The sequence below is a fragment of the Leptolyngbya sp. PL-A3 genome (assembly GCF_039962325.1).
Lineage (GTDB): Bacteria > Cyanobacteriota > Cyanobacteriia > Elainellales > Elainellaceae > Vacuolonema.
Map to the genome: position 1 here is coordinate 48,048 of NZ_JAMPLB010000035.1, position 24,922 is coordinate 72,969.

A 24,922-nucleotide genomic window follows, 5' to 3' on the forward strand; every position below is an offset into this window, starting at 1 on the left:
TTTCTTCCTACCTTTGCTGATGCATTCTCTCAAGACATTTTTAGGGTAGGAAAATGCTTATCCCCCTGCTATCTAATTCTTGCTCCACTATCAAATTCTTGAGCCTATTTGATTTATTCAGCTAAACGCACTCAAAGCTGCATCTTTCATCCCATAGTGGGTATTTTTGCCAGATACAGCGCTTTTCAAGCGCATAAAATCGATTGTTTTTGTGAGAGCCGCGCTCCGCGCGGCTCTCACAAAAACAATCGTGGCTGGTACAAATTTAGATAGAGATAACTTCACAAGACTTCTCGTCGCGTTCTAATTATTCCCAACCAGACCTGTAATCGCTTGTACCAACACTTCCGGTTCAATAGGCTTTGAGATATGTTTTTGAAAGCCTGCGGCAATAACCTGTTGCCGGTTGGTGTCCCCTGCGTAAGCTGTGAGGGCGATCGCCGGGATTTGGCCTCCCTGTTCGGGGGCAAGCGCTCTCACCTGTTGGATCAACATATAGCCATCCATCTCCGGCATCCCAATGTCACTGAGTAGAACATCTGGTTTCGCTTGAGGCAGAATGCTCAATGCTTCCTGGGCAGAAGTAGCGGCTGTTACCTGTGCCCCTTGTTGCTCTAATACAAATGCCACCAATTCTCGGGTATCGGATTCATCATCCACAACCAGAATTTTAGTGCCCCTCAAATCGAGAGATGGGTCGGGCGATCGCTCATCCTGGTTGGTGTTCGATGATGGGGACAGGAGAGGAAGCCGGACGGTAAAGGTTGCTCCTTGCCCTTCACCAGGGCTTTCAACACTCACCGTTCCTCCATGCAATTCAACCAAATGACGCACAATCGCCAAACCTAACCCTAATCCACCGAACTTTCGGGTTGTCGTCCCATCTTCTTGACGGAAGTAGTCAAACACATAGGGTAAAAAGCTAGGGGCAATCCCCTGTCCCGTATCACTAACGATGATTTGAGCAGATGAATCAAGACGGTCTAATCGAATACTGACCTGTCCTCCTGGGGAGGTGAACTTCACAGCATTGGAGAGAAGATTCCAAACCACTTGCTGTAATCGAGTGGAATCCCCCAAAATCAAATCGGCATCCTCTACAAGGCTTGCTTCTATTTGGATGGACTTCGCTTCTGCTGCCAACCGTACCGTTTCCATTGCGGCTCGAATGGTGGAGGCAAGATTGACCCGAGCCACATTAAGACTCAGTTTGCCGCGTAGAATTCGAGAAACATCCAGCAGGTCTTCAATCAGTTCTGATTGAAGTTTGGCATTCCGTTCGATGGTTGCTAAAGCTTGGGCTGTTTTTGCTTCGTCTAGCTTGCGGCTCTGAAGCAATTTAGACCAGCCGAGAATGGGATTAAGGGGCGATCGCAATTCATGGGATAAGATGGCCAAAAATTCGTCTTTGATGCGGTTGGCACGTTCGGCTGCCTCCCGTGCGGCTTGTTCTCGTTCTAAAAGCTGTTTACGTTGGGCGGCGTCTTGTCGCTGCTCAATCAAGTCCGCCGCTTGCCGCGCGAGCAGATCGAGAAATCGTAATTCACGATCGCTCGGTCGGTGACGAGTGCGCCAGTGGGTGGAAACCATACCAATGGGTTGGCCCGAACGAGACATCAGCGGGGTGGATTGGGCCGAGAGCAGCCCAGCCTCAAAATGCAATCGCTTCGAACCGTCAGGGTCTTCGCTGGCTGGCACATCAAAATCCACAAATGCTCGCTCGCCAGTTGCTAATGCAATGCCACAGGATGTATGGCAACGCGTGCTCAACCGATTAAATTTCTCACCCACTTTCGGGCTGATACCTTGAGTGGCAAGCAGCAACAGTTCTTGAGTTGCTTGATTGAAGAATTGAAACGAGCCGGCGTCCGCCTGTGTTAGCGCGATCGCTGTCGCTAAAATCTTGTCATAAAGCACCTGAATATCGGTTTCAGTGGTCATCCGCGCACTCAGGTCACGCAGCAGTTGAGTATCTCTAAGGTCGGCGGCGATCGCCGCTTCAGCTTGTTTGCGGTCGTGGATATCGACGGATGCACCGAACCAGCGAATAATCTCACCCGTTTCTGGGTGGCGATAAGGCTCGGCTTTCACGAGAAACCATCGATAGGTTCCATCGGCTGCTCGAATTCGATGTTCGACCGTGAAGATGCTACCCATCTCGCGCGCTTGATTAAATGCCTCCATCGTCATGGCACCATCATCCGGATGAACGAAGTTGGCAGCAATTTCTGCGGCTGTCGTTGGCTCGTAAGGCACTCCTGTATAGTTGCTCCATTGTTTATTGAAAAACTCAACCCGACCTTCTGAGTTCGTAATCCAGACGATTTGAGGAACAGCATCCCCCATGAGCCGGAAGCGCTCCTCACTCTCACGCAATGCGATTTCAGTTTGCTTGCGATCGCTAATGTCGTTAAAGAGAACCGCCACCTTGCGCTCTTGTGGCTCACCCATCCGGAAGCCATAAACATCGTAAAACCTTCCCAGTTGTTGGGCAGCGTTTTCAAATCGCTCTGGCACTCCTGTTAGCGCGATTCTGCCGTAAAGCTCAAACCAGTGTTCCTCAAGCTGCGGCACTAATTCGCGTACGGTTTTGCCGATCGCGTCCACCAACCCGGTCTGTTTCTCAAAGGCTGGATTGACTTCGAGGAAGCGGTAATCAAATGCCTTTCCAGTTTCATCAAACAGAACTTCGATCAGGCAGAAACCTTCGTCTATCGACTCAAAAAGCGATCGATATTTAGCTTCTGATGCCCATAGGGCTTCTTCGATACGAGCACGTTCTAGACGTGGGAAGATTCGGTTTGAGATTTCCTCAATCAGTTGAATTTCATCTTCACGCCAGTCGCGGGGTTTCGAGTCACAGATGGCGATGTAATGGGTCCACGTGTCATTATGATGAAACGGAACGGTGACGAATGAATGTATGTTGAGTGCAGCATAGCCTGCTGCATCCGTGCGTGGGTCAATTTGCGTATTGCAAATCACAACCATCTCTCCAGCCCGGCTTGCCCGCTCAAACTCTTTGCTTAAGTACTGAGAAATGCGAAACGTGCCTCTTGTACTTGGCACATCTGAACTGCTCCAGCCATAATGAGCCGTCACCTGATCGTGAGCTTTATCAACATCCGCAAAGTTGCAAGTCGTAATCTGCAAATAGGCACCGATCTTTGCCCCAACCGTTTGCATGATCTCATTAGCGCTCGAAAGACGCGAGAAGTCTTCGGTGATGTCAGCGAGGAAGGCAAGATTTGCTTCACGGCGTTTGCGATCGCTGATGTCGTTGAAGAGTATCGCTACTTTGCGCTCTTGCGGCTCACCGATGCGGAAGGCATAAACATCGTAAAACTGCCCCGCTTCCTGAACAACGTTTTGAAACCGCTCTGAGACTCCTGTTAGTACAATTCTGCCGTAAAGTTCAGACCGGTGGTTCTCAATCTCCGGAATTAATTCGCGGATGGTTTTTCCAATCACATCTACCAGTTCAGTCTGTTTCTCAAAAGCTGAATTGACTTCTAGAAAGCGGTAATCAAATGCTTTTCCGGTGTCATCAAATAGAACTTCAATTAGGCAAAACCCTGCGTCTATTGATTCAAAGAGCGATCGATATTTGGCTTCGGATTCTCGTAGAGCGGTTTCAACACGAGTCCGTTCTAGCTTTGTCCAAATCCGATTCGCCAATTCGCGCATCAAATCAATCTCATTGCTGCGCCAGTTATAAGGAGTTTGATGATAAATACCAAGCGTAAACTTCCATTCACCCTCTCGAATCAAAGGAACGTTGATAAACGAACCAATTTTGAGGGCTGCAAACTGCTCTGGGTCACCAATATGGGGGTCAGTTTCGACATCTCGAACAATAATGGTTTGCCCAAGTTTGGCAGTCTGAAGGAATTCTCCTGTGACAAATTCTGGTAGACGATAAATGCCGACCAAGCTGGGCACATCTTCCTGATGCCAGCAGTAATCAATCGTCGCGACCTTCGCGCGCTCGTTAATTTCGACAAACGCACAATTGGACACTTGCAGATAGTGGTTAAACTGTTCGCCAACTGTTTGAATAATGTCTTCAACACAGGCTGCCTCAGCCAGGTTTTGAGTTACTGTAGCGAGTAATTCAGCACTCAACTCTGCCTGTTTGCGGGCCGTCACATCGCTCGCCGCTCCCAGCCATTCAACGACTTCATTTTGGTCGTTCAGCAGTGGGATTGCACGCGAAAACGTCCAGCCGATTGTTCCATTTAGCTGAATAATGCGGTGTTCTAGCTCAAAGGTGCTCTTGGTGCGGATAGCTTCTGCGATCGCCGCCATTACCCGAGGCTGCTCTTCTAGAGGAATATATTTCTCAAACCATATCTGACTTGGAAGTTGGGTACTGGCAAGAAAATCCTTGCCATTAAGGAGACGCATTTCGCGCCAATCCGCGCTCATTTTATATACTGTGTCAGAGCTAGCAGCGGTGAATAAGCGGAACTGTTCTTCTGATGCCCGCAGGGATGCTTCTGCCTGTTTGCGCTCAGTAATATCCAGAACGATCGCGACCGCCGATTGCGGTTTACCATTGCGACCGCGGATCACCGAGACACTGTTGTTGACCCAGACAACCGAGCCATCCTTCCGGATATAACGCTTCTCAATTTCAAACGGCGTACCTTCGGTCCGCATCCGATGAAACAGTTCGACATTACGAGGGAGGTCTTCAGGATGGGTAATGTCATGTATTCGGAGTTGCCTCAGTTCATCAGCTGAGTATCCGGTGATATTACAGTATTTCTGATTGACCAGTATTAATTTACCATCGAGATCGGCACAGGCGACGCCTGCCACAGCTTGATTAATAATGGCTTGATAGCGCTCTTCTAAATCCCGCGATTGCTCCTCTGCTTGTTTGCGTTGGTCCTCAATCTGTCTGCGCTCAGTAATGTCGCGTGAGATGCACAACAGCCGTTCAACTTTCCCATCTGCACCTCGAATGGGACTGATTTTGTTATCCCACCATTTGGGTTCGCCATTCAACGTTAGACAATAGCCTTGAACCGAGCGAACTTCGCCTGCTCCTGCACGGGCGATCGCCTCCCTAGCCGCTTGCTGCTCCCCTTCCTGCCAAAATTTTACCCAGGAGGTGTTAAGGAAGGGCGTGATGTCCTGAATACCGAGCAGTGCCTGCCCTCCCCGATTCATGAACAGGATACGTCCCTCCAAATCCAGCACCTTGATACAGTCATCGCTGCTATCGAGGATTTGTAGCGCCTGGATCTCTAAAGGTAAATTGGCCGTTTGGGAAATGTCTTGAGATGAACCATTGTTTGAAGAAATAGAGTGGCGGAGATTATCGGTCATCGGTTCCCCATCCTCACTCTGAGAAGTATTTGGCAAGCAAATCCTGACCGGCCTCACCCATCTGATGCAATAAGTGCTCAATCTGCTTCAATGCAATAGGTAAGGGCTTTGTTCGCCCATTCTCCCAGCGATTGATGCTTTGAAATGAAACCCCTAACTTTGCAGCAAACTTAGTTTGAGAGAGTTCTAAACGCTGTCGCGTTTCTCGCACGAGATTTGCTAACTGAGGATGATCGATTGCAGGCATAAAGCATACTGGGAGCACTCTAATTAGCTATAACACCTGATATAGTGCTTGTTCTTCTCTCTTAAGGTGTAAAACTCAAGGTTTTACATAACGTTTCGCTCTCCTAAAGTAGTTGCTATAGAACGTGACCTACAAGGGACAAAATCTTGGAGTAAACAAGAGTTTGAGTATGTCAATCTAGGAGATAAACGCTTAAGGAGATTTCCAGTAATGAAATTACCCCCAGAATGTCGGTGCTTTGCCCGCTTCGCGGGCAAAGCACCGACATTCTGGGTAAATTCTTATGCAGAAACCTCCTAAATACTCGGTTGAAGAAGTTGGCACAAGACCTATCAGAGGCACCAGAAGCCCCGATAAACCAAGCAAGCAAAGATTGGGCAGCAACCAAGGCAGCTTACCGATCCTTCCAGAACGCTCATGTCACCTCTCAGCAGAAACATCTGAAAGCTTTGGCAGGAAAGTCTTTTGAGCTTCTTGTCTCCCTATTACCCATAAAGGCTGTTATATACGATCGCAGACCAGCCACCCCTTTGTGCCAATTGTCCCGGCATCATCGATCACAACGGGTTCTAGCACATCCACTGTCCATACCCGCGCAAACGGTAAGCCCACTTTGCGAAACGATCGCCGTACCGTCTCTGCATCGGGGGCTTCAAACTCACAGATCACCCTGGTTCGATCATGGGACATTGTGGAACGAATCCAATGGACATCATGGCTACTGTGGCAGGGAATTGCCATCTTTACATCCTGATTCCACTTTTCTTTTGTGATCGGCGGATCAAATATTTTTTCAACCAGAACTCTTACCATTTCTACCTCCTATCTCTTGGTTACAAGATTATCTATGAATTGCATTTCTTGATATTTAGCTAATTGATTTAGCCTTTCTCTGGCTGTTCTACTAGATATTCTGCCAACTGTTGAATTGCGATTCGCGCTCGCTCACTAATCATATAAACATTAATTCTCTGGTGCAAATCTTCAAATAATTCGAGGGCAATTTGATGGTCTTCATGCATTAACCTGCTACGAATTAGGGTTGCTTCGGCAAGCGCAGTCTCACTGGGATGGTCCACAATCTGAGCGGCTCTAACAGCGGCTTCGGCCCGATCGATCGCCAATTCGATGCGATGCTCCTTCAAATCAATTTCTGCGGCAAACGTTAGCGTATAAGCTATCATTCGCTGCGAATCCAGTTGGCGAAGCGACAACAAGGCTTGTGCCAACATTTGCTCTGCGCCCGTTTGTCCAACTGCATAGCGGGCAAGGGCATCGAGGGCGGCAGCAAAGGCTCCTTCACTTCCCTCTCCGCTGATTTTGGCAGCAACGGCTGCTAATTCCGATGAGTAGGGAATGGCGGCGATCGGGTTACTGGCTTCTAGCTCTGTCATTGCCAGATAGGTTAGACAGGCGCACTCTCGCCAATGATCCTGCTCTGCCTGCGCCATCTTCCATGCTTGATGCAAAAGCGATCGAGCCGTTGGATAATCTGCTGCGTGGCGGCGCACACAGCCCAGGCCGCAGGGAATATCAATCAGCTCTACACCCACCCTGGCAGCGAGGGACTGTGCTTCGAGCAACAGAGCTTCTGCACGAGGCATTTCGCACTCGGTTTCCGCCAAACACCAGCCTGTGTATGCCAGCATTCGAGCCGTTGTGGTAGAACTGGCTGCCCGACCCCGCTCGGCTGCCCGCAGCGAATGCTCCTGAACGCTTGTCAAATTGCCCTGCTCGTAATTCAGTGCGATCAGCACTTCAAACCCGGTTGCCTCCTCGTCCTGCAACTCTAAAGTGCGAGCCTCCTCAATAAGCTGATGGAGTTCGGCTTCGAGTTGGGCAAATCGCTCTCTGTTCACGCCTGCTAAAACATGCAGCTTCAGTAACTCAATCCGGCAGCGGACTCGCGCTGAATGCTCAAGATATTGACAGTGTTCAAGTCCTCGCTCGGTTAACTGGGAAGCTTCAGCATAGGCAAACAGGCGTAAACAGCGTTCCGCTGCAATGATACAGGCCGATGCTGCCAAGTCATGATTCCCACCTAAGGAAGCATGGTAAGCAATCTCACTGGCAAAAGAATCTTCGGTGGCAAAAGATGATTTCAATGCCTGAGCAATTTGTCGGTGCATTAAACGACGACGTGGGACAGACATCTGATGATAGGCAATCTGGCGCACAATATCATGCACAAAGTCGTACTGCGTTTCGCCTTGAACGATCGCCCCTGGGCAAATAATGCCTTCCTGTTCCAGTTCTTCGATCGCCGTCAGCAGTTTATTTGAAGGGAAATCTACAATTTCAGCAATGGTCGTGGGGTTAAAGCTGCGACCCAGCACTGCCGTCCAGGATAAGAATTCTCTAGTGGATTGACTGAGCTGCTGAAGTCGCTCCTGAATCAGCGCCTCCAGACTCTCCGAGCAGGCTGTCCCATGCTGTGCAATGGCGCGAGCAATTTCCAGCGCAAAGAGCGGATTGCCACCACTCTCAACAAAAATCTGGTTGCCGTCGATCGCCCAATCAATTTCCTGAACGAGCTGCACGGTGTGGGTTTGATTCAGAAGTGGCAGTTCCAGACTTTGCAATCGATTTTCGCGCCGGAGGGACTGCACCAGTTTGTTAACGGGCTGACTCGCTGCTAATTCACGGGCACGGGCAGCACAGGCAAATCGCACCCTCGTATGGCCCAGTAAACGGGCAGCGTAGTGTAGCAGAGCGGCCGAAGCTTCATCAAGCCACTGGATATTGTCTAGAATCACGATCGCGAGCTTGTTAGCTGAAAGCTGCGACAGTAAACGCACCATTGCGTCAAATAATCGTCTTAAATCGGTTGGTTCTGCTCTGGGAAACGCTTCGGGAAACAGCGATTGGAGTTCGACTGGCAAATCCGCCAGAGCCTGGGCAGGAAGCGAGTGCAGCGCATCTATCCAGACTCCGTAAGGACGCAGCATTTCGGCTTCAAATGCCAATCCCCATAGCACCTGACCATTGTTAGCTCGTACCGTGGTCGCCAGTTCTTCCAGTAAGCGGGTTTTGCCAATGCCGGGTTCACCCAGCAGCAGCAGGATCTCTGAGCGGTGATCGTCGGTTAGCCATCGGTGCAGCAGGTTCCACTCCTGCTCACGTCCAATCAGAGGCAGGGTGTGGGATGTGGAAGCGCTGTCTGCCTTGCTGTCTCGTTCAACTGCCCCCAATGTTCTTAATGCCGTTCTCTGAGCTTCGGTAAGTCCGATCGCCCCTGCAATATTGGTTCCTTGATAGGGGCGATCGGCTCTCAGGGTATGTAAGCATTTTCCCGTGTGGATATTCCAGAGTTTAATAGTTTCATCCTGACTACCGCTTGCCAGCGTTTCACTATCTGGACTAAAGGCGATTGACCAGATGAGATTGCTATGTCCCTTCAGCGTATGCATGCAGTAGCCTGTATCAACCTCCCACAGTTTCACTGTTTGATCGCTGCTCGCACTGGCAAGCCTTTTTCCATTGGGACTAAATGCCACTGACCAGATACGACTGCTGTGTTCTTCTAGCGATCGCCGACAGTCTCCGGTCGTTGTATCCCATAGCTTCACCGTATGATCCCCACTGCCGCTAGCAAGCGTTTGGCCATCGTCACTAAAGGCAATTGACCAGACCCAGTTTTGATGTCCTGCTAGAGTATGCAAACATTTTCCTGTGCGAATGTCCCAGAGCTTAATCGTCTGGTCGTAACTGCCACTAGCCAGAGTGTAACCATCCGGGCTCAGGGCAACTGAGCACACCCAGCTTGTGTGCCCTCGCAACGTCTGAAGACACTGCCCGGTTTGAACATTCCAGATCTTGACTGTATGATCATCGCTGCCGCTAACCAGGCGTTGGCGATCAAGGCTAAAGGCAACGGACCAGACCCGACCTGTATGTCCCTCCAAGGTGTGCAAACACTGTTTACTCGAAATGCTCCATAGCTTAATGGTCTGATCGCCACTGCCGCTGGCTAAAAGCTGACCATCGGCACTAAACGCCACGCCACAAACCGAATTCGTGTGGCCTGCCAGCGTATACAGGCAGTCTCGGGTACGACTGTCCCAGAGTTTAACGGTGTAATCGTCGTTGCCGCTTGCTAACAGGGGTTCAGTTGGACTAAACGCAACTGAACGCACCCGATTGGTATAGCCCTGAAGCGTCCTCCAACATTGTCCGCTGTGGAAGTGCCAAAATTTGACGGTATAATCGCCACCACCACTGACCAACGTTTGACCATCGGGACTAAAGGCAACCGCTCGCACCCAGCTTGTATGCCCTCGCAAAACCTGAAAATTTTCTCCGGTGTCCACCTGCCACAGCTTCACCGTCTGGTCTTCGCTGCCACTTGCAAGCGTTTGAGCATCGGGGCTAAAGGCGATCGATCGCACCCAGTTGGTATGTCCGCTCAAAGTGTTGAGGCATTCGCCAGATTCAACGTTCCAGAGCTTGATCGTCTGATCGCTGCTGCTGCTTGCCAACCGATCACCCTTTGGACTAAAGGCAACGGACCAGACTCCCTTTTCGTGTCCCCGCAAGGTTTTACAACATTTGCCAGATTTGAGATTCCATAGCTTCACCGTTCCATCCTCGCTGCCACTGGCAAGCAGTTGACCGTTCGGGCTGAACGAAACCGATCGCACCCAGTCAGTATGGCCCTCCAGAGTGGCGCAGCATTCCCCCCTGGCCAAACTCCAAAGTCTGATAACCGTCGATTCACTGCCAGTAGCAAGCAGTTGACTATCTGGGCTAAAGGCGATCGACCAGACTTGATAGGGTGCTTCCTGCAACGTCTGGAGACACTGCCCGGTCTGCACATCCCATAGCTTGATAGTTTTGTCATCGCTACTACTCGCGAGCATTTGACCGTCGGGACTAAAGGCAATCGACCAGATCCAGTTTGTGTGCCCCTGGCAAATCAATAAATTTTTACCGTCCGCAACCCGCCAGATCCGCAGTTCCCGGTTGGTATCCCCTGTTGCTAGCAGTTGACCATCCGGGCTAAACGCAACCGCTAACGTCAGGCTCAGCGTTTCCGTAAAGACAGTTTTGGACAGGTCACTGTTTACCAAACTGACTTGATGTAACCGAACATTTCGCAGATCCGCCTGCCAAAGCGCGAGATCAGAGAGGTCATAGCCTGTCAGATCTGTTTTTAACTGAATCAGCAGGTTTAACACATTGCCCGCCGCATATCCCGATCGATGCGATGCGTCCTGCCGAAGTTTGACCAGAATTCGAGTCAGCCGTTGCTCGACCTGGGCCCGATCTCCCAGGCGGATTTGAAGTTGATGCAAAATCGGCTGTACGATCTGGCGAATTTGAATTTCCTGAATGTAATCCTTACCTTGTGCTTTTAATAATGCATGGCTGTGAAGCAGGGGAACCGCAAATGCAGGCTTGGGCAATCTGGAACAGGTGAATGGAGCAGTTGGGGTAGATCGAGAAGATGTTTGTTCTTCTCCATTTGCTATCTCTTCAATCTCATCACAAATCCATTCAATCAGGCGATCGGTCACGTATTGCATCACGATCGGTGGTTGGGTATAGCCTCCTGACTGAGTTTCTAGGAGCGATCGCCAGCTTAATGATTCCAGGGCCTGCAATAAATCAGCACGAGACGCAGCGGGTACAAAATCAGCAGCCAGTTCTGCTAATGTTGTTCGCTCTCGATTGATTGCCAGCCAGAACATGATGTTTTTTTCAAATACAGAACTTCTCAAGCACTGCTGATCGAGTAGTTGATACAAGCCATGAAAAACACCCGCATCTTCAGATAGAAAATCTGCAATACTGCCGTTAAATAAATCTTGAATCGAAGTAGAAACGATTTTTATCGCCAGAGGATTGTTGCTGTACCGCTGGCACAACTGCTGTTTTTGCTCCTCAGAACCTACTAAATTCTTGGCCTCCAAAATTGCAGCGGTGGCTTCTGGAACTCCCCCCAATTGCAGCGATCGCACAGCTTCACTTCCTTCCAGGGCAGCAACTTCAGCAGGTTTCTCCCGGCTCGTCAACAGCACACAGCTCTGATGCTGCACCTCACCTAATAGCCTGAATAAGTCTCCGTAGTTTTCATACCCAGAACGGTATTGTCCAGCCAAATTTCCCTGCAGGGGTAACTGCTTAGCATCACCCCCCAAAAAAATGCTTTCCACATTGTCCAAAATCACCAGGCAACGATGGCACTTGAGCCAGTGAATGAGCCGCCCCGTTTCGGCTCTGCTGTCCTGCTGCTCAGACAGAAATAACACCAACTCAGCCAAGAGGGTTTCCAGCAGAGGGGCGTTGCGCAGCGATCGCCAGATCACAAACTCAAAAGGGGGAGGAGTGGATGGAGGATGAGATAGTTGGCTCTCCTGCACATCTCTCCTGCCTCCCTGCGCCTCTGCTACGCTGCTCTCTAAAATCTCCTGCGCCACTTTAACGGCCAGCGAGGACTTACCAATGCCGCCCATGCCCAGTAGTAGGGCAATTCGACATCGGTGATTGACGATCCATTCCCGCAACGTCGATCGCTCTTTCTCCCGCCCGTAGAACACAGAAACATCGATCGCTTCACCCCAATCCTGACGAGGCGCTAGTACCGGGGAAGGGGTTGGCGGTGTCAGGAAAATCGTGGGACTGGTGGCAGAACTAACGGCAGGAGGGGGTTCGTCCTCGTTGAGAATTTGCTGATAGAGATCGCGAGTTGTAGCACTGGGATCAACGCCCAATTCCTCACGCAGCACGGTCATACAGCGATGATAAACCTGAAGGGCATTGGCACGATCGCCACTGTAACTGTACAGCCGCATCAAGGTACAGTAAGTCGCCTCATTTACAGCGTCTGCCCGCAAAAGCTGCTGAGCATAACCGAGGGCAGCGCGATAGTCCTGCTGTTGCTGCAAGTGATTAATCAATTGCTCCAAGGCGCTGATGTATTGCTGCTGAAGCCGTTCGCGCTCGGGGGCAATCCATTCGTCCTGACAGCTTGGCAGCAGGTCGCCTTTGTAAAGGGCGATCGCCTGTTTGAGTAACGCTTGTGGGGTCGCGACATCAGCCGCTTGTGCTGCTTTAAGAGCCTCCTCAAATTCCATCACATCCAGGACCGATGACGCAACCGGCGACCATTGCAGCGTTTTTGACTCCACTAGAAGCAATTGATCAGCTTCAGGTAATTCCCGACGCAGATAGGTCAACTCTTTCCGAAGGTTGGTACGCGCCTGAGTATCAGTCGAATCCGGCCAAAGCTGAAAAGCAAGGCTCTGACGTGATTGAGGGGCGTGACGGTGTAAGACGAGATACGCCAATAATGCCTGCGATCGCGATGTACTAATGCCAGCGATCGGGCGGTCATTGTAGACAATCGACAATTCGCCGAACAATCTGACTTGTAAGGTTGCAGGCATTGCGCTTAAACTTCCAAATCAAATATTTCAACCGTCTATTCTGCTTTGGGATTACAACTAATTATAATACCTGCTATAAGCTCTTAAAGCTTTAATTAATATTTCAAAAAATGCCATTAATCTTGCCGATCTGTGTGGTAACTGATCGGCTTAAACCATACTCTGTTCCCCTTCAAGCCTTCTCAAGTTCCAATAATTTTTTCAGCCAAGCTTTTTTTTCCACCTTGCCATTGATCTGTTTTTGCGACACAACCATCAATACTGCAAGAAAACGTAGAAAATTACGTTGCAACAGACATTGTTTACACCTTAAGTAGGTATCAGAAGTAGATGGTCCACTGGATCTGCTTTCACTTCACTTTGCGATCAATTCAGATTAAACTTAAGGCCCAAGTTCCGTCTATATTAGAACACGCTTATCTGGCAGTAACGGCTATCTTATCTATCACATAACCAGTTTCCTGTAATCGATATCCTTCTGATAGCTCCAGCCAATCGATTTGACACATGACATGAGACAGTAACCCCACTTCTATCAGATTCCGAGGAAATTTTCCTACTGGTCCTTACATCGCCGCATCTGCAAGTCGTCCGATTTATGATGCTCAAAACCGCTTGCTGGGCATGATTGCTATTGGTATTCATCTATTGAAACTGAGTGACTTCTTACGCAGCCTGAATATTAGCCAATCTGGACAAGTATTTCTTGTAGAGCGAGACGGCACCTTAATCGCTAACTCTGGCACAGAAATGCCCTTTGCCCTTGTCAATAAGGAAGTTCAACGATTACGAGCAATTGATAGTCCCAATCCCGTTATTCACACGATTGCTGAGCACATTCAAACTACCAACGGGTTTCAGGCAATCGCTCAAGATACGGACTTCCAGCTTGAGATTCAGGGGGAACAGTATTTTGTTCATGTTGTGCCTTGGCGCGATGAATATGGATTGGACTGGCTATTGGTGGTCAGTGTGCCGGAGAACACATTCATGGCCCAAATCAATGCCAATACCCGCACCACGATTGCGCTCTGTTTTGCAGCTTTGGCTATTGCTTCTATAATGGGCATCTTCACCTCTCGTTTGATTGCTCGTCCCATTCTTCGCCTCAATCGGGCCAGTGAAGCAATGGCATCTGGCAACCTAGATCAGACGGTAGAAGCAAGCAATATTCAAGAGCTCAACACCCTATCTAACTCCTTCAACCACATGACAGGACGGATGAGTGAACTGTTCACGGCCTTAGAGCATAGCAAGGCAGAATTGGAAGACCGGGTCGAAGAACGCACAGTTGACCTTAAAAATACTTTGGCAGAATTGCAGCGGACTCAGGCTCAAGTGGTTCAAAACGAAAAGATGTCGAGTCTGGGGCAATTGGTGGCTGGGGTCGCACATGAGATCAATAACCCAGTCAACTTCATTCACGGTAACCTCGCTCATGTGCAGGAATGCACCGAGGATTTATTGGCATTTGTGCAGTTGTATCAGCAGCATAATCCTCATCCTGCTCCTGAAATTCAAATGGCTGCTGAAGATATTGATCTAGAGTTTTGCAGGAAGACCTACCCAGGATGCTGGCTTCGATGAAGCTGGGAACCGATCGCATTCGCCAAATCATTCTGTCATTGCGAAACTTCTCCCGTATGGATGAAGCTGAATACAAAGCGGTTGATCTTCACGAAGGCATCGACAGCACCCTGCTGATTCTGCAACACCGCCTCAAAGCCAAATCTGAGCGACCGGAGATTGAGATTAGCAAAGACTACGGTAAGCTACCACTGGTCGAATGCTATGCCGGGCAGCTCAACCAAGTGTTTATGAATATTTTGGTGAATTCTATTGATGCGATAGAAGAGAGCAACGCCAAGCGTACTTACCAGGAGATTAAGGACAATCCAAGTCGAATTACAATCCGCACATCCATTGTTGATACGGCCTGGGTAGAAGTGGCGATCGCTGATAACGGGGTCGGTATTACTAAAGAGATTCAACAACGAATATTTGATCCCTTCTTCACCACAAAACCCCATGGAAAAGGCACCGGAATGGGAATGTCTATCAGCTACCAAATCGTCACGGAGAAACATAGTGGCAAGCTAGAGTGCTTCTCAACACCTGGGAAAGGAACTGAGTTCATTATTCGGATTCCTCTACAGCAACAAGTTCATTCAGCGATTTCTACTCAGAGCAACAAATAGTTAATATGGCGGTGTAGTGATTCTAGCGTGATGGCATAAAAACCTCATTTATTCGTACACACTTCCTTATCTGTGACTTCATTTTTAATGGTGACTTAGTAGAAGCAGTAGTTCTTATAAGAAAACAGATGGAGTCTTTGGCAAGGCTTCATGAGCTTGACTCTGCGCCCTGGCAAAAGTTGATTGGCAAAGTGCCCAACATCAAAAATATTCTAAAAGGGAAATCGGGATGTATGTATGATGACCTCTCGGAGGTCGCTCATTTCTCGACTCCACGAGTTGCTGAATTGCTCCATGTTATTGAAGAGGGCGAATTGTTGGGGCCAAGCTTACTCCCTCAACATTCCCAAGAAAGCGGAGCTTGTTTTGATACGAATTGTCTCGTTGCAATATACTTTATTTCTTGGCTTGTGGAAAAATTGCCAAGGTGGTATCCCAATTATGGCAATACAGAGGATAAACTTACCCTTGGAAACACTACATTACTTGCGGTGAACTTGGGAGTGGGTAGTGCTACAGATCTGTTGTTTTTGTATTATAAATCTGTTGGAATAGAGGATATCTCTTAGTCAATTTTAACTCATGGTTTTAGGAAACCATTCATTGTCCAGATTGTGATGGTACTGAGGTCATTAAGCATGACAAAACACTGGAACGTTTTGAAAAGTTCACCTTAAATCATCTCCTGACCGAAATGGCGCGTTGGAGTGAACTTGGATCCCAATTTCAAGCAGAACTCGCTGGCATGACTCCAGCCAGTGCGCTGTCGAGTGCCTAAACCATCCGCCAGGCTACTTTGAGCCCTAGATTGCAATACTGGCTGCACTATCGACGAAGCTACGTTTCGTTCTGAAAATAGACACTTACTACTCAACGGCTCCTAACCAAAGCACTCCTACCCTGGCACAAACCATTACAGTTCAAAAGGGCAGTTTAGAGTACATTCCCAACGAAAAACCTCAGTATAGGAGTTAGCTATATTGGGGCTAATCGAGTGTTTGGAAATATCGGAGGCGATGGATATCAAAATCTTAGAATCACTGATGGGCGTATTGGAGACGTATATGAATATAGAGGGGCAAAAGCTTATAGAATCAGAATTATTCAAGTGAATAGCAACTATCTTGCTGGTTCTGTAATGTTTAGAGTTGGCCAGTTTGACAATCGCTAGTTTTAGGTTGCAACTCCTACCTTAACCAGTTACCCTGAGGAGCTTACACTGTTAGGGGTGATTGAGCTGGCTAACCAAGTTCTCCCTACTAATTACAAAGGCGCAAGTTAGTAGCATCACAGCATCGGTTGCCCTGGCGAAAATTCGTGGCTCAGTTGCAGCCACTCATAATATGCCCTAATGTCGGCGAGGCCAAGAAAGTAGGTTCTGTTAAGAGCACTTGCTGATACCCATGTTAGTGGTCGCCATTCCAATGGTAGTTACTGCAATACGCCTGCTTCATGAAAAGATATCAGTGTAATTACTGTTAAAGCAGTGGCTTCTTAAGTTGAGATGAACTCTTAGAAGCTCTAGCCTAAATTTTTTTAGATGTCGGTAATCTAAGACTGACCATCTTGGTATATTTCCAGGCTGGTGTTAGAAACTATCGCATTTATTCTCCTACTGCTATGTCCAGCACCACCAACCAAGCGCCTACGCTCACCGCCAATACGGGTGTTTCAGCAGCTCAAAACGAATGGGTCACCGTTACCAGTGCGATGCTGCAAGTCAGCGATGCAGATACCTCTCCAGATCAACTGGTTTACACAATTACCCATTTACCCACAGGCGGCTTACTGCAACTGAATGGGCAGCTACTGAGTGTTGATAGCAGTTTCACCCAGGATGATATCAATCAAGGTCGGCTGACCTATTTTCGAGGAAGCAGTGCTGGAAGTGAAAGCTTAGGTTTTGTCTTTACCGACGGTACTCAAGAGCTCAGCTACTTAGCGAAATCAACGTATGGCCTAAGTGCTTCTTTTTCGGCCTCAGGTCGATATATCACCTTTACTGCGGATGATAGTAGCTTGGTTAGTGGTGATACCAATGGAATAGATGATGTTTATGTCTACGATCGCTACACCAAAACCTACAGCCGTGTCTCGCTGAGTTCTAATGGCGAACAAGGATATAGTTCCTCCCGCAGTCCCTCTATTTCCGCAGATGGCCGATATATTAGCTTTATATCCTATTCCAACAATCTGGTCGTGGGGGATACTAATGGACGCGATGACGCGTTTCTGCACGACCGCCAAACCGGTGAAACAATTAGAATTTCAGTCGATCCTAACGGAAATCAATCAAATACAGGCCCTTCCTGGGTCAATGGTATATCAGCCGATGGGCGTTATACTACGCTATCTTCCTATGCGACAAATTTGACATCTGATGAAGACATTAACAATGATCTTGATGTCTTTGTTTATGATCGCCTAACACAACAAAATACACGCATTTCAATTCCGTTTAATGGAGTTGCAGATGCGCTTGGCTATTCTCGTAGCCCTGCAATTTCAGATGATGGACGTTATATAACTTTCTACTCGACGGCGGCAAATCTGGTCCCAGGCGATACCAATGCGTTACCAGATATCTTTGTTCGCGATCGCGTAACCGGAGAAACGACCCGCGCCTCGATAGCATCAGACGGCACACAGAACACGGGGCAAATCAGCGCAGCTGACATATCCGGAGATGGGCGTTACATCGTTTTTAGTTCTACAGATGGAACATTAGTGAGTGGCGATACAAACGGTGTTATTGATATCTTCATTCATGATCGGGAAACAGGCCAAACGAGTAGGATTTCAGCAGGGGCACAAGGAGAACCCGCAAATGGGCATTCTCGGCTTCCGTCTATCTCTAGAAATGGACGCTATATAACGTTCGCTTCAAATGCGACAAATTTGATAGCAGGCACCTCCATCCCGACTGGCCAGATCTATGTTTATGATCGCCAAACTGGGGAAACAAGGGTTATTGAAGGAAGCTTTCTTGAAAGTCTGCCTGGCTCAACTCTGGCATGGCCTAATCCATCTCCTTTTTATCAGCGAGAGTGGCTTGGTTCTGAGGTATCACCTGATGGACGTGCAATTATTTTCTCCTCAAGTACCATGGACTTACTTGCTACAGAAGCAGATCAAACACGGGGGATCTATCTGTATAGTCCTAGAATCTTCAATGGCAGAACGGTATTGGGAAGAGAATTCACCAACACCGCACCAACCTTGAGGCAAGAGATTAGCGATACATGGGCTATGGGAGGCACTTTTTTCCAATATACGGTTCCGGCCAATGCGTTTACGGATTCTGATGGAGGTGATGTTCTCAGCTATCGTGCGGCTCTTGCGGATGGGAGCGCACTTCCTACGTGGCTTCAATTCAACGCTCAAACCCTCACCTTTAGCGGGACACCAACGAGTGCCGATGCAGGCTTTCTCAATCTTCAACTAACGGCAACAGATACGGCAGGTGCTACAGCCACGGACACCTTTGTGTTAGAAATTGCGAGTTCCAATGCCCCGCCTATCGTGGTCACCCCTTACAAACAGCAAACAGTCATCGAAGACGAGTTTTTCTCCATAACCATTGCGGATATTTTCAGGGATAACGATAACAACGATTTTCTGGTTTACGGAGCACGTCTGAAGTCCACTTTTTGGCCTGCTAACTCCCTCACCATCGACCCCAAAACCGGACAAATCAATGGTACGCTTCCCAATACCGCCGTAGGTTCTCAATATATGCCTGTGTGGGCAACGGATCGGTTTGGCAGAACCACTAACACCTGGGTCATATTAACGGTTACCAATACCAACGATGCCCCAATCGTGGCTAACGCGATCGCCGATCAAGCCACTACGGCAGAAATACCCTTTCTGTTCGCCGTACCCAGCAATACCTTCCGAGATATCGATTCGGATGATGCACTCGTCTATAGCGCAACTCTAGAGGACGGAACTCCTCTTCCGGATTGGCTTCTGTTCAATCCCACAACACGGAGTTTTAGAGGTACACCGGCCAATGCGCACATCCATCCCCTGCAATTAAAGGTGACAGCAACCGATCGTTCGGGTATTTCCATCAGCGACGTCTTTAGTCTGACCATTACGAGCAATACGGCTCCAACCCTGGATACGGCCATTACGGATCAATCCGTGACTGAAGATACTCGATTCTCGTTCACCATTCCCAGCGGCACATTTGGAAATACCGATGCGAGGGATGGGCTCACTTACAGAGCCAAGCTGGAAGATGGAAGCCCTCTTCCGGTATGGCTCCGGTTTAATGCAACAACCCTGACTTTTAGTGGAACTCCGACGAATGCCTACGTAGGAACCCTTAATGTGCAGGTACAAGCCACTGATCGGGCTGGAGCTTCTATCAGTGATGTGTTTACGTTAGCGATCGCCAATACCAATGATGCTCCAATGCTGACTGCTCCTATCTGGGATCAATCAGCCTCTAACTATATAGAGTTTTATTTCCAAATTCCCAGCAACACATTCCGAGACATTGATCCAGGAGACGCCCTCACCTACAGTGCCACTCAGGAAGATGGAACGCCTCTTCCTAGCTGGATTAGCTTTGATCCTTCAACACAGTCTTTTATCGGTACCCCAACCATTACTGATGCTGGTACCCTCAATCTGCAGGTAACAGCAACCGATTTGACAGGAGTGGCTAGAAGCGATGTATTTACGTTAGCTATCTTGTCCGATAACCATGCTCCAACATTAGCCACTTCCCTACTTGATCAAGTTGTGAGAGAAGATCAAGCTTTTGTTTTTGCAATACCCAGCAACGCATTTCGAGATGTCAATCCAAATGACCTTCTGACTTATAGTGCAACGCTAGAAGATGGCCAGCCGCTTCCTTCGTGGCTAAGCTTTGATGCTTCGGCATTGTCCTTTAGCGGCACTCCAAGAAATACCCATGTGGGCACAATTAGCATTCAAGTGACCGCGGCGGATCGAGATGGTGCCACAATTAGTGATAGCTTCGCTTTATTGATCGCCAACACGAACGATGCCCCTGATGCCCGTAGAGATCAGATTATTTTTGCACAGAGCCGTAGTCTGTCCATCTATAAATCCATACTTTTGCAGAACGATTACGATGTGGATCCGGGTGATCGCCTCACCATTTCATCCGTAGCAAAACCTCGCAACGGTGCCTTGATGAAGGGTAGCAGCGATGCCTATTACATCTATGTGCCCTATAAGGCCGGATTGAATCAATTTGCTTACACCATTCGGGATCGATATGGTGCGACGGCAACATCTATCATGGATCTCGTTGCCACAACTTTACCGGCGGCGCTTGTTGGAACGACCCGAGCCGATCGCCTCATTGGGAATGGTCAGGAAAATGGCATTCGAGGTTTCGGTGGTGATGATGCCTTGTTCGGTAGGGATAAATACGATGCTTTGTATGGTGAGGTAGGAAATGACTTATTAGATGGAGGAAGTGGCAACGATATTCTGGTTGGGGGGCAAGGGCAAGATCGCCTTTTGGGCGGCACCGGAGCCGATAATTTAGTGGGGGGTGCAGGTCGCGATCGCCTAACAGGTGGCAGTGGGAAAGATCTTTTCCACTTGGCTACACCCAATACTGGATCAAGTGATGTGCTCACCGATTTCCGCATTGGAGAGGACCGATTACTGATTTCCCGAACAGACTTCCGTCTCAATCACCCGCTGGCTGTTCTTGCCGCTCAATACTTTACGGTCGGTGCCCGAGCTGTGCGGGGTAGCGATCGCTTTATCTACAATTCCGGAAATGGACGGTTGTTCTTTGATGCAGATGGAACAGGCCGCATTGCTCAAGTTGAGATTGTGCAATTACTCAATCGGCCAACCCTTAATGCATCCAGTTTAGCTGTCATGGCTTGATCAATTTATTGCCGAGCACCAAAACCTTCACTTCGCTGTTGGGAAGTTGTTGCATACTGCTATTTCCACTCACCGTTTTCACGACACTTCTAGGAAATTCTTACAAAAAGACCCAGCCCAAGAGCCAGGTCTTCACGTCGTTAACCAGTTTCTCAAACTTGAATGACTGCTATGCAGTGGGAGTGGCGATCGCCTCATCAAATTCGACACCACGGTAAATGAGGTGTAATACTCGTTGAACGACAGGAAGTTTTGCGGCCTGGTGAAAATGAACCGTCGCACCACGATACTGCCCAGTAACAGGGGCATCAGCTACATCAAGCTGTGCAGGAACCGCATCATAACGAACACCACGATAAACCAGTTTCATATGCTTCGCCTCTTTTTGTAGCGGTAGGTGAGGCGCGTTCCTTCAGGAGTACTTCCTTACTTCCGTCTTCAAACCTGAATGAAGGGGGTTGAAGATGAACGATTTCTATACTTAAATTACCAAATCTGTCTACCTGCCTCCTCCTACAACCGGGTGATCCGATTGGGTGTTCCTCTATCGGGGGCGATCGCAAAACACTGAGAGAAGTGGATACTGTCCCCGGGCACTACCCACTTCCCCAGAGAAGAACTGACGAAGAAGCACCCCCAGCAGCCCCACTCATATCAACCAAGAAGTTGACCAATCACGCTTCAGAGACGAACTCTGAGGCACGATTTCGATCAAGCCTACACGGATGGGTAGACTTTCAGGAGCACATCGGCAATATAGCCATAGCCCAGAATGAACTGGCTGCACTTGTGTTGTGCAGGGCCAACTTCAGCCGTAGCTGAGACTACATACAGGCCAGGATCCATCCCCCACTTCCGAGCCGTGCCAGGAAGCGCGAAGGTGTAATCGTATGTGTCTTTCGTGGTGGAGACCGTGACGACCTGATCGACTTCGTCAGCGATGTTGCCTTGGCCTTCAAAGTGAAAGTTCATCGTGATCTTAGTTTCCAGGCACATCAGCAGAGCTGACAAAGGCGACTTGTTGAAGGAGATTTTCACACTAGCAATAACCTTTTCGTCTTCTGCCACAATGTAGGGAGACTGACCAGATGCTACGAAGTCAGGCAGCATCGGTTCTCCAGCCGTGCCATTGACTTTCAGATCAGACAGGGTGAAGAACACAGGTCCCAGGAAGTTCCAGGAATAGGTTTCGATTGCCGTTACCTGGTCACGCTGAGCTTGAGCATCAGCCAGGGCGGGGGAGAGAATGCTTGTATCAGCCATCGTTAATGTCCTCTTAGGTGACGATAATCAGGTATGTTCGTTGACGGCATTTGTAGGGCTTGTTATAAAGGCTGTGTTTGTCAATTGCACTCACTATGACATCAATTTTTTTGAGACAGTCCTCAAAACGGGGACTATTTGTTCACAGGAAAGTTTGCACGGTGAGCTATGGGAAAAAGCCTCTCAGACATCTATCTATAAGAGCTTGAGCTTTTCACAAAGCGACATGAGTTTAGCAAAATTTGCTTTAGTTCAAGGGTTGCAGCAGTCTTCCCCCAACGACTAGAGGCGCTCAGCAGAATCTATTCAGCACGAAAGCCCGATCAATGAGTTTACCCATTAGCAAAGACGTATTGCTTCCCCACGGATTACACCTGTTTCCAGTTCAAGGTACATTTCGTCACGAATTTTTGACGCAACTCTACGCCTTTATTGAAGCACTCCCCGGTGTCACTCCGGCAGATATGAGTACCCAGGTATGGAAAGGATGGTGGCTCTCGGGTTCAACATTTATGTGTGAGGAGGCAGGGTTCTTCTCACTGGTAGCCATCAAGGATACTGAACTAATCTTGCGCTTTTGTACTACAACCTTCGAGGAGCATGAAGCCCGTATTATTCAATGGGTTTTGGCACACTGCGTTTGCACGATCTACGATTTTGATTGGGGAACCGAGCTCACGACGTCTGACGAGCTCGCGCGTTGGATGAGTATGCACTATGTCAGCAATACAGGCCAGCAACAACGTGCCATAGCTACCCTGACTGAAGAGGTAACGAATGCCTTCTGTGAGGCTATACAATATAATTCCCATGAAGAATTCATACTATTTTTGACAACACCACAGCATGGCCAGCGGCGGTTAGTTATACCCGAGCCAAGCATCGTACTGCATGAGAATGACCGTCTGCCTCAATTGAGTAGAACCGAATCCTTGACGTTACGCCTGCTTGAGCTGTGCAGCCGCGTGGTTTCCTCAGTACTGTTCACACCTGACCGTGTCTTACACATAGTTTTTGACCGTGCGATACACCTCGATATTTGTGCAGAAGCACCAGGGGAGTATCAGTATGCTTGGACACTGGAATCGCCTGTACCCCACCAACCGCATGAGTGGGTAGAGCGGGTGTGGGTACGACGTGGGGGCGATATTGTTGTTGTTGATGCCCCACTTACAAATGAAGCACAGCATGTTGAGTAGTCTCCACGTGAAGACCTACGGATCAGGATAGGTAGAAGCGACAAATCGCAATTCTCGTTTGCCATCAGCCCGTTTCAGCCAGAACCAGGACACCGTGAGGGGATAGTCTAGGCCCGTGAGATACACCTGTAGACCGCACTCGACATGGCGGTAGAGGTCTTTCAGGCAGCGACCATCTTGCAGCGTCCGATCGCTTCGTAGACGACGATGGGTCGCCAGGAACGTTTGCGAACCCCATCAAGAAACTCGAAGGTACCAAACACAGTACCGGCGGTTCTGTCGCCTACCTCCACCCCCCGCTCCTGCATCATCTCCTCCAAGTCTCCCTAGCTGAGGGAGTAACGGCAATACCAGCGCACGTTGAGCAGGATGATCTAGGGCAAAAGGTGCCCTCACTTGAACAGAGTAGAAGTAGACATTGAAGAGCGAGTTGGCAGAGTCCGGTTTGTCTAGCTTACCATTGACTGCCTACAACGTTGAATGCAAGTAGCAACGGCAGAAATCTTTAAACCTTTTGCTATGTAAAACTCATCGTTATCATTATCCCTGTATTTTTAGTAAATTACTGGAATTTCTAAAATGAGTTTTTTATGTGTATAAAACTGTAAAACGCTCTTCATCGGGTAACCATCAGGACCAGCATCAAGAACCTTGATTAGCTGTAGCAGTAATGGCTACTATCAATTGCCCTACGTTCCAGCGATCTACATAACGAATTCCATTAATAAATAAAGCAGGTGCAGCTATTACCCCACTTTCATATCCGCCCGCAATATCTGCATTGATGTGATCCAAATGTACTCTTCCAGATAAATCCTGTAAAAATTGGGAAATATCGATTCCTAAGTTATTGGCATACTCTATTAAATAACCATTTTCTAACGCTTGTTAATGCATGAACAACAGGTCATGCATCTGCCAAAACTGACCTTGTGCTGCTGCTTCCGCCGCTTCCGCCGCATACCGGACCTGACCATGGTTCTGAGACTTTGGAAGATGCCGGAAAATAAAGCATAGATAATTCTCTCCCAACGAAACACTAAGCTGTCGTTGAATTGCTTTAATCAGCCGGTAAACATCTGCACTTTGAGGAGATTGATAGTCTCCATACATCACCAGCACAACGGTAGTACTCAACACACCTTGTTTATGATCCTGTGTTGACGGTGGAACGAGTAATGAGCTGGGGTTGCAGTCGTCGCTCACGGATACCTCCGAGGAAAAGTATGCTGGTCGCAGGCGATCGCGTACAGCTCCCCTGTAATTTATGTCAAGTAAACATTAATCTTAGTAACTTAACTGCTGCTAGTGTTTGTATAAATTCAATATAGGTAATTGACTCCAGTTTGTCGTCCACTCAGAGTTGACACTTTTGCAGCATACGAGGATTAATTAATTCGTCCA

General features: G+C 48.6%; 10 protein-coding genes, 2 pseudogenes and 1 riboswitch. Of the genes and pseudogenes, 4 read left to right on the top strand and 8 right to left on the bottom strand.

What is annotated here, in order from left to right:
- Positions 1-303: 303 nt before the first annotated feature.
- The 4 genes from NDI52_RS22535 to NDI52_RS22550 form a co-directional block, all read right to left on the bottom strand.
- A complete protein-coding gene (locus NDI52_RS22535) occupies positions 304-5,337 on the bottom strand; it encodes a PAS domain S-box protein (protein ID WP_190774160.1) in 5,034 nt (1,677 codons plus the stop codon).
- Between the two features lie 13 nt (positions 5,338-5,350).
- The gene (locus NDI52_RS22540) at positions 5,351-5,584 is read right to left on the bottom strand and encodes a helix-turn-helix transcriptional regulator (protein WP_190774159.1); all 234 of its coding nucleotides are present in this window, start codon (positions 5,582-5,584) and stop codon (positions 5,351-5,353) included.
- 501 nt (positions 5,585-6,085) lie between these two features.
- Positions 6,086-6,397 carry a DUF4242 domain-containing protein gene (locus NDI52_RS22545; RefSeq protein ID WP_190774158.1) on the bottom strand — a complete coding sequence of 104 codons (312 nt, stop codon included), beginning with the start codon at positions 6,395-6,397 and terminating at the stop codon, positions 6,086-6,088.
- Between the two features lie 68 nt (positions 6,398-6,465).
- The gene (locus NDI52_RS22550) at positions 6,466-12,972 is read right to left on the bottom strand and encodes an AAA family ATPase (protein WP_190774157.1); all 6,507 of its coding nucleotides are present in this window, start codon (positions 12,970-12,972) and stop codon (positions 6,466-6,468) included.
- A gap of 549 nt (positions 12,973-13,521) precedes the next feature.
- Between NDI52_RS22550 and NDI52_RS22555 the strand changes: the two are divergent.
- The 3 genes and pseudogenes from NDI52_RS22555 to NDI52_RS22565 form a co-directional block, all read left to right on the top strand.
- Positions 13,522-15,170 (top strand): annotated as a pseudogene (locus tag NDI52_RS22555) (ATP-binding protein); the annotation flags it as partial.
- A gap of 128 nt (positions 15,171-15,298) precedes the next feature.
- On the top strand, positions 15,299-15,739 hold the full coding sequence (locus tag NDI52_RS22560; protein WP_190774156.1) for a hypothetical protein: 441 nt from the start codon (positions 15,299-15,301) through the stop codon (positions 15,737-15,739).
- Between the two features lie 1,051 nt (positions 15,740-16,790).
- Positions 16,791-21,056, top strand: a complete 4,266-nt coding sequence (locus NDI52_RS22565) for a putative Ig domain-containing protein (RefSeq protein ID WP_190774155.1) — start codon at positions 16,791-16,793, stop codon at positions 21,054-21,056.
- Positions 21,057-21,225: 169 nt separating this feature from the next.
- Here NDI52_RS22565 and NDI52_RS22570 read toward each other — a convergent pair whose 3' ends face one another.
- Entirely contained in the window at positions 21,226-21,426 is a 201-nt protein-coding gene (locus tag NDI52_RS22570) for a DUF4278 domain-containing protein (protein WP_190774154.1), read from the bottom strand.
- Positions 21,427-21,457: 31 nt separating this feature from the next.
- Positions 21,458-21,529: riboswitch (Glutamine riboswitch) on the bottom strand.
- 244 nt (positions 21,530-21,773) lie between these two features.
- Positions 21,774-22,319 (bottom strand): hypothetical protein, encoded by a 546-nt coding sequence (locus NDI52_RS22575; protein WP_190774153.1) that lies wholly within the window; start codon positions 22,317-22,319, stop codon positions 21,774-21,776.
- A 326-nt stretch (positions 22,320-22,645) separates the two neighbouring features.
- Between NDI52_RS22575 and NDI52_RS22580 the strand changes: the two genes are divergently transcribed.
- On the top strand, positions 22,646-23,518 hold the full coding sequence (locus NDI52_RS22580; RefSeq protein WP_190789572.1) for a hypothetical protein: 873 nt from the start codon (positions 22,646-22,648) through the stop codon (positions 23,516-23,518).
- Between the two features lie 161 nt (positions 23,519-23,679).
- Here NDI52_RS22580 and NDI52_RS22585 read toward each other — a convergent pair whose 3' ends face one another.
- Positions 23,680-23,829: a hypothetical protein gene (locus tag NDI52_RS22585; RefSeq protein ID WP_190774151.1), complete on the bottom strand. Its 150-nt coding sequence runs from the start codon at positions 23,827-23,829 to the stop codon at positions 23,680-23,682.
- A 331-nt stretch (positions 23,830-24,160) separates the two neighbouring features.
- Positions 24,161-24,724 (bottom strand): annotated as a pseudogene (locus NDI52_RS22590) (thioredoxin domain-containing protein).
- Positions 24,725-24,922: the final 198 nt, after the last annotated feature.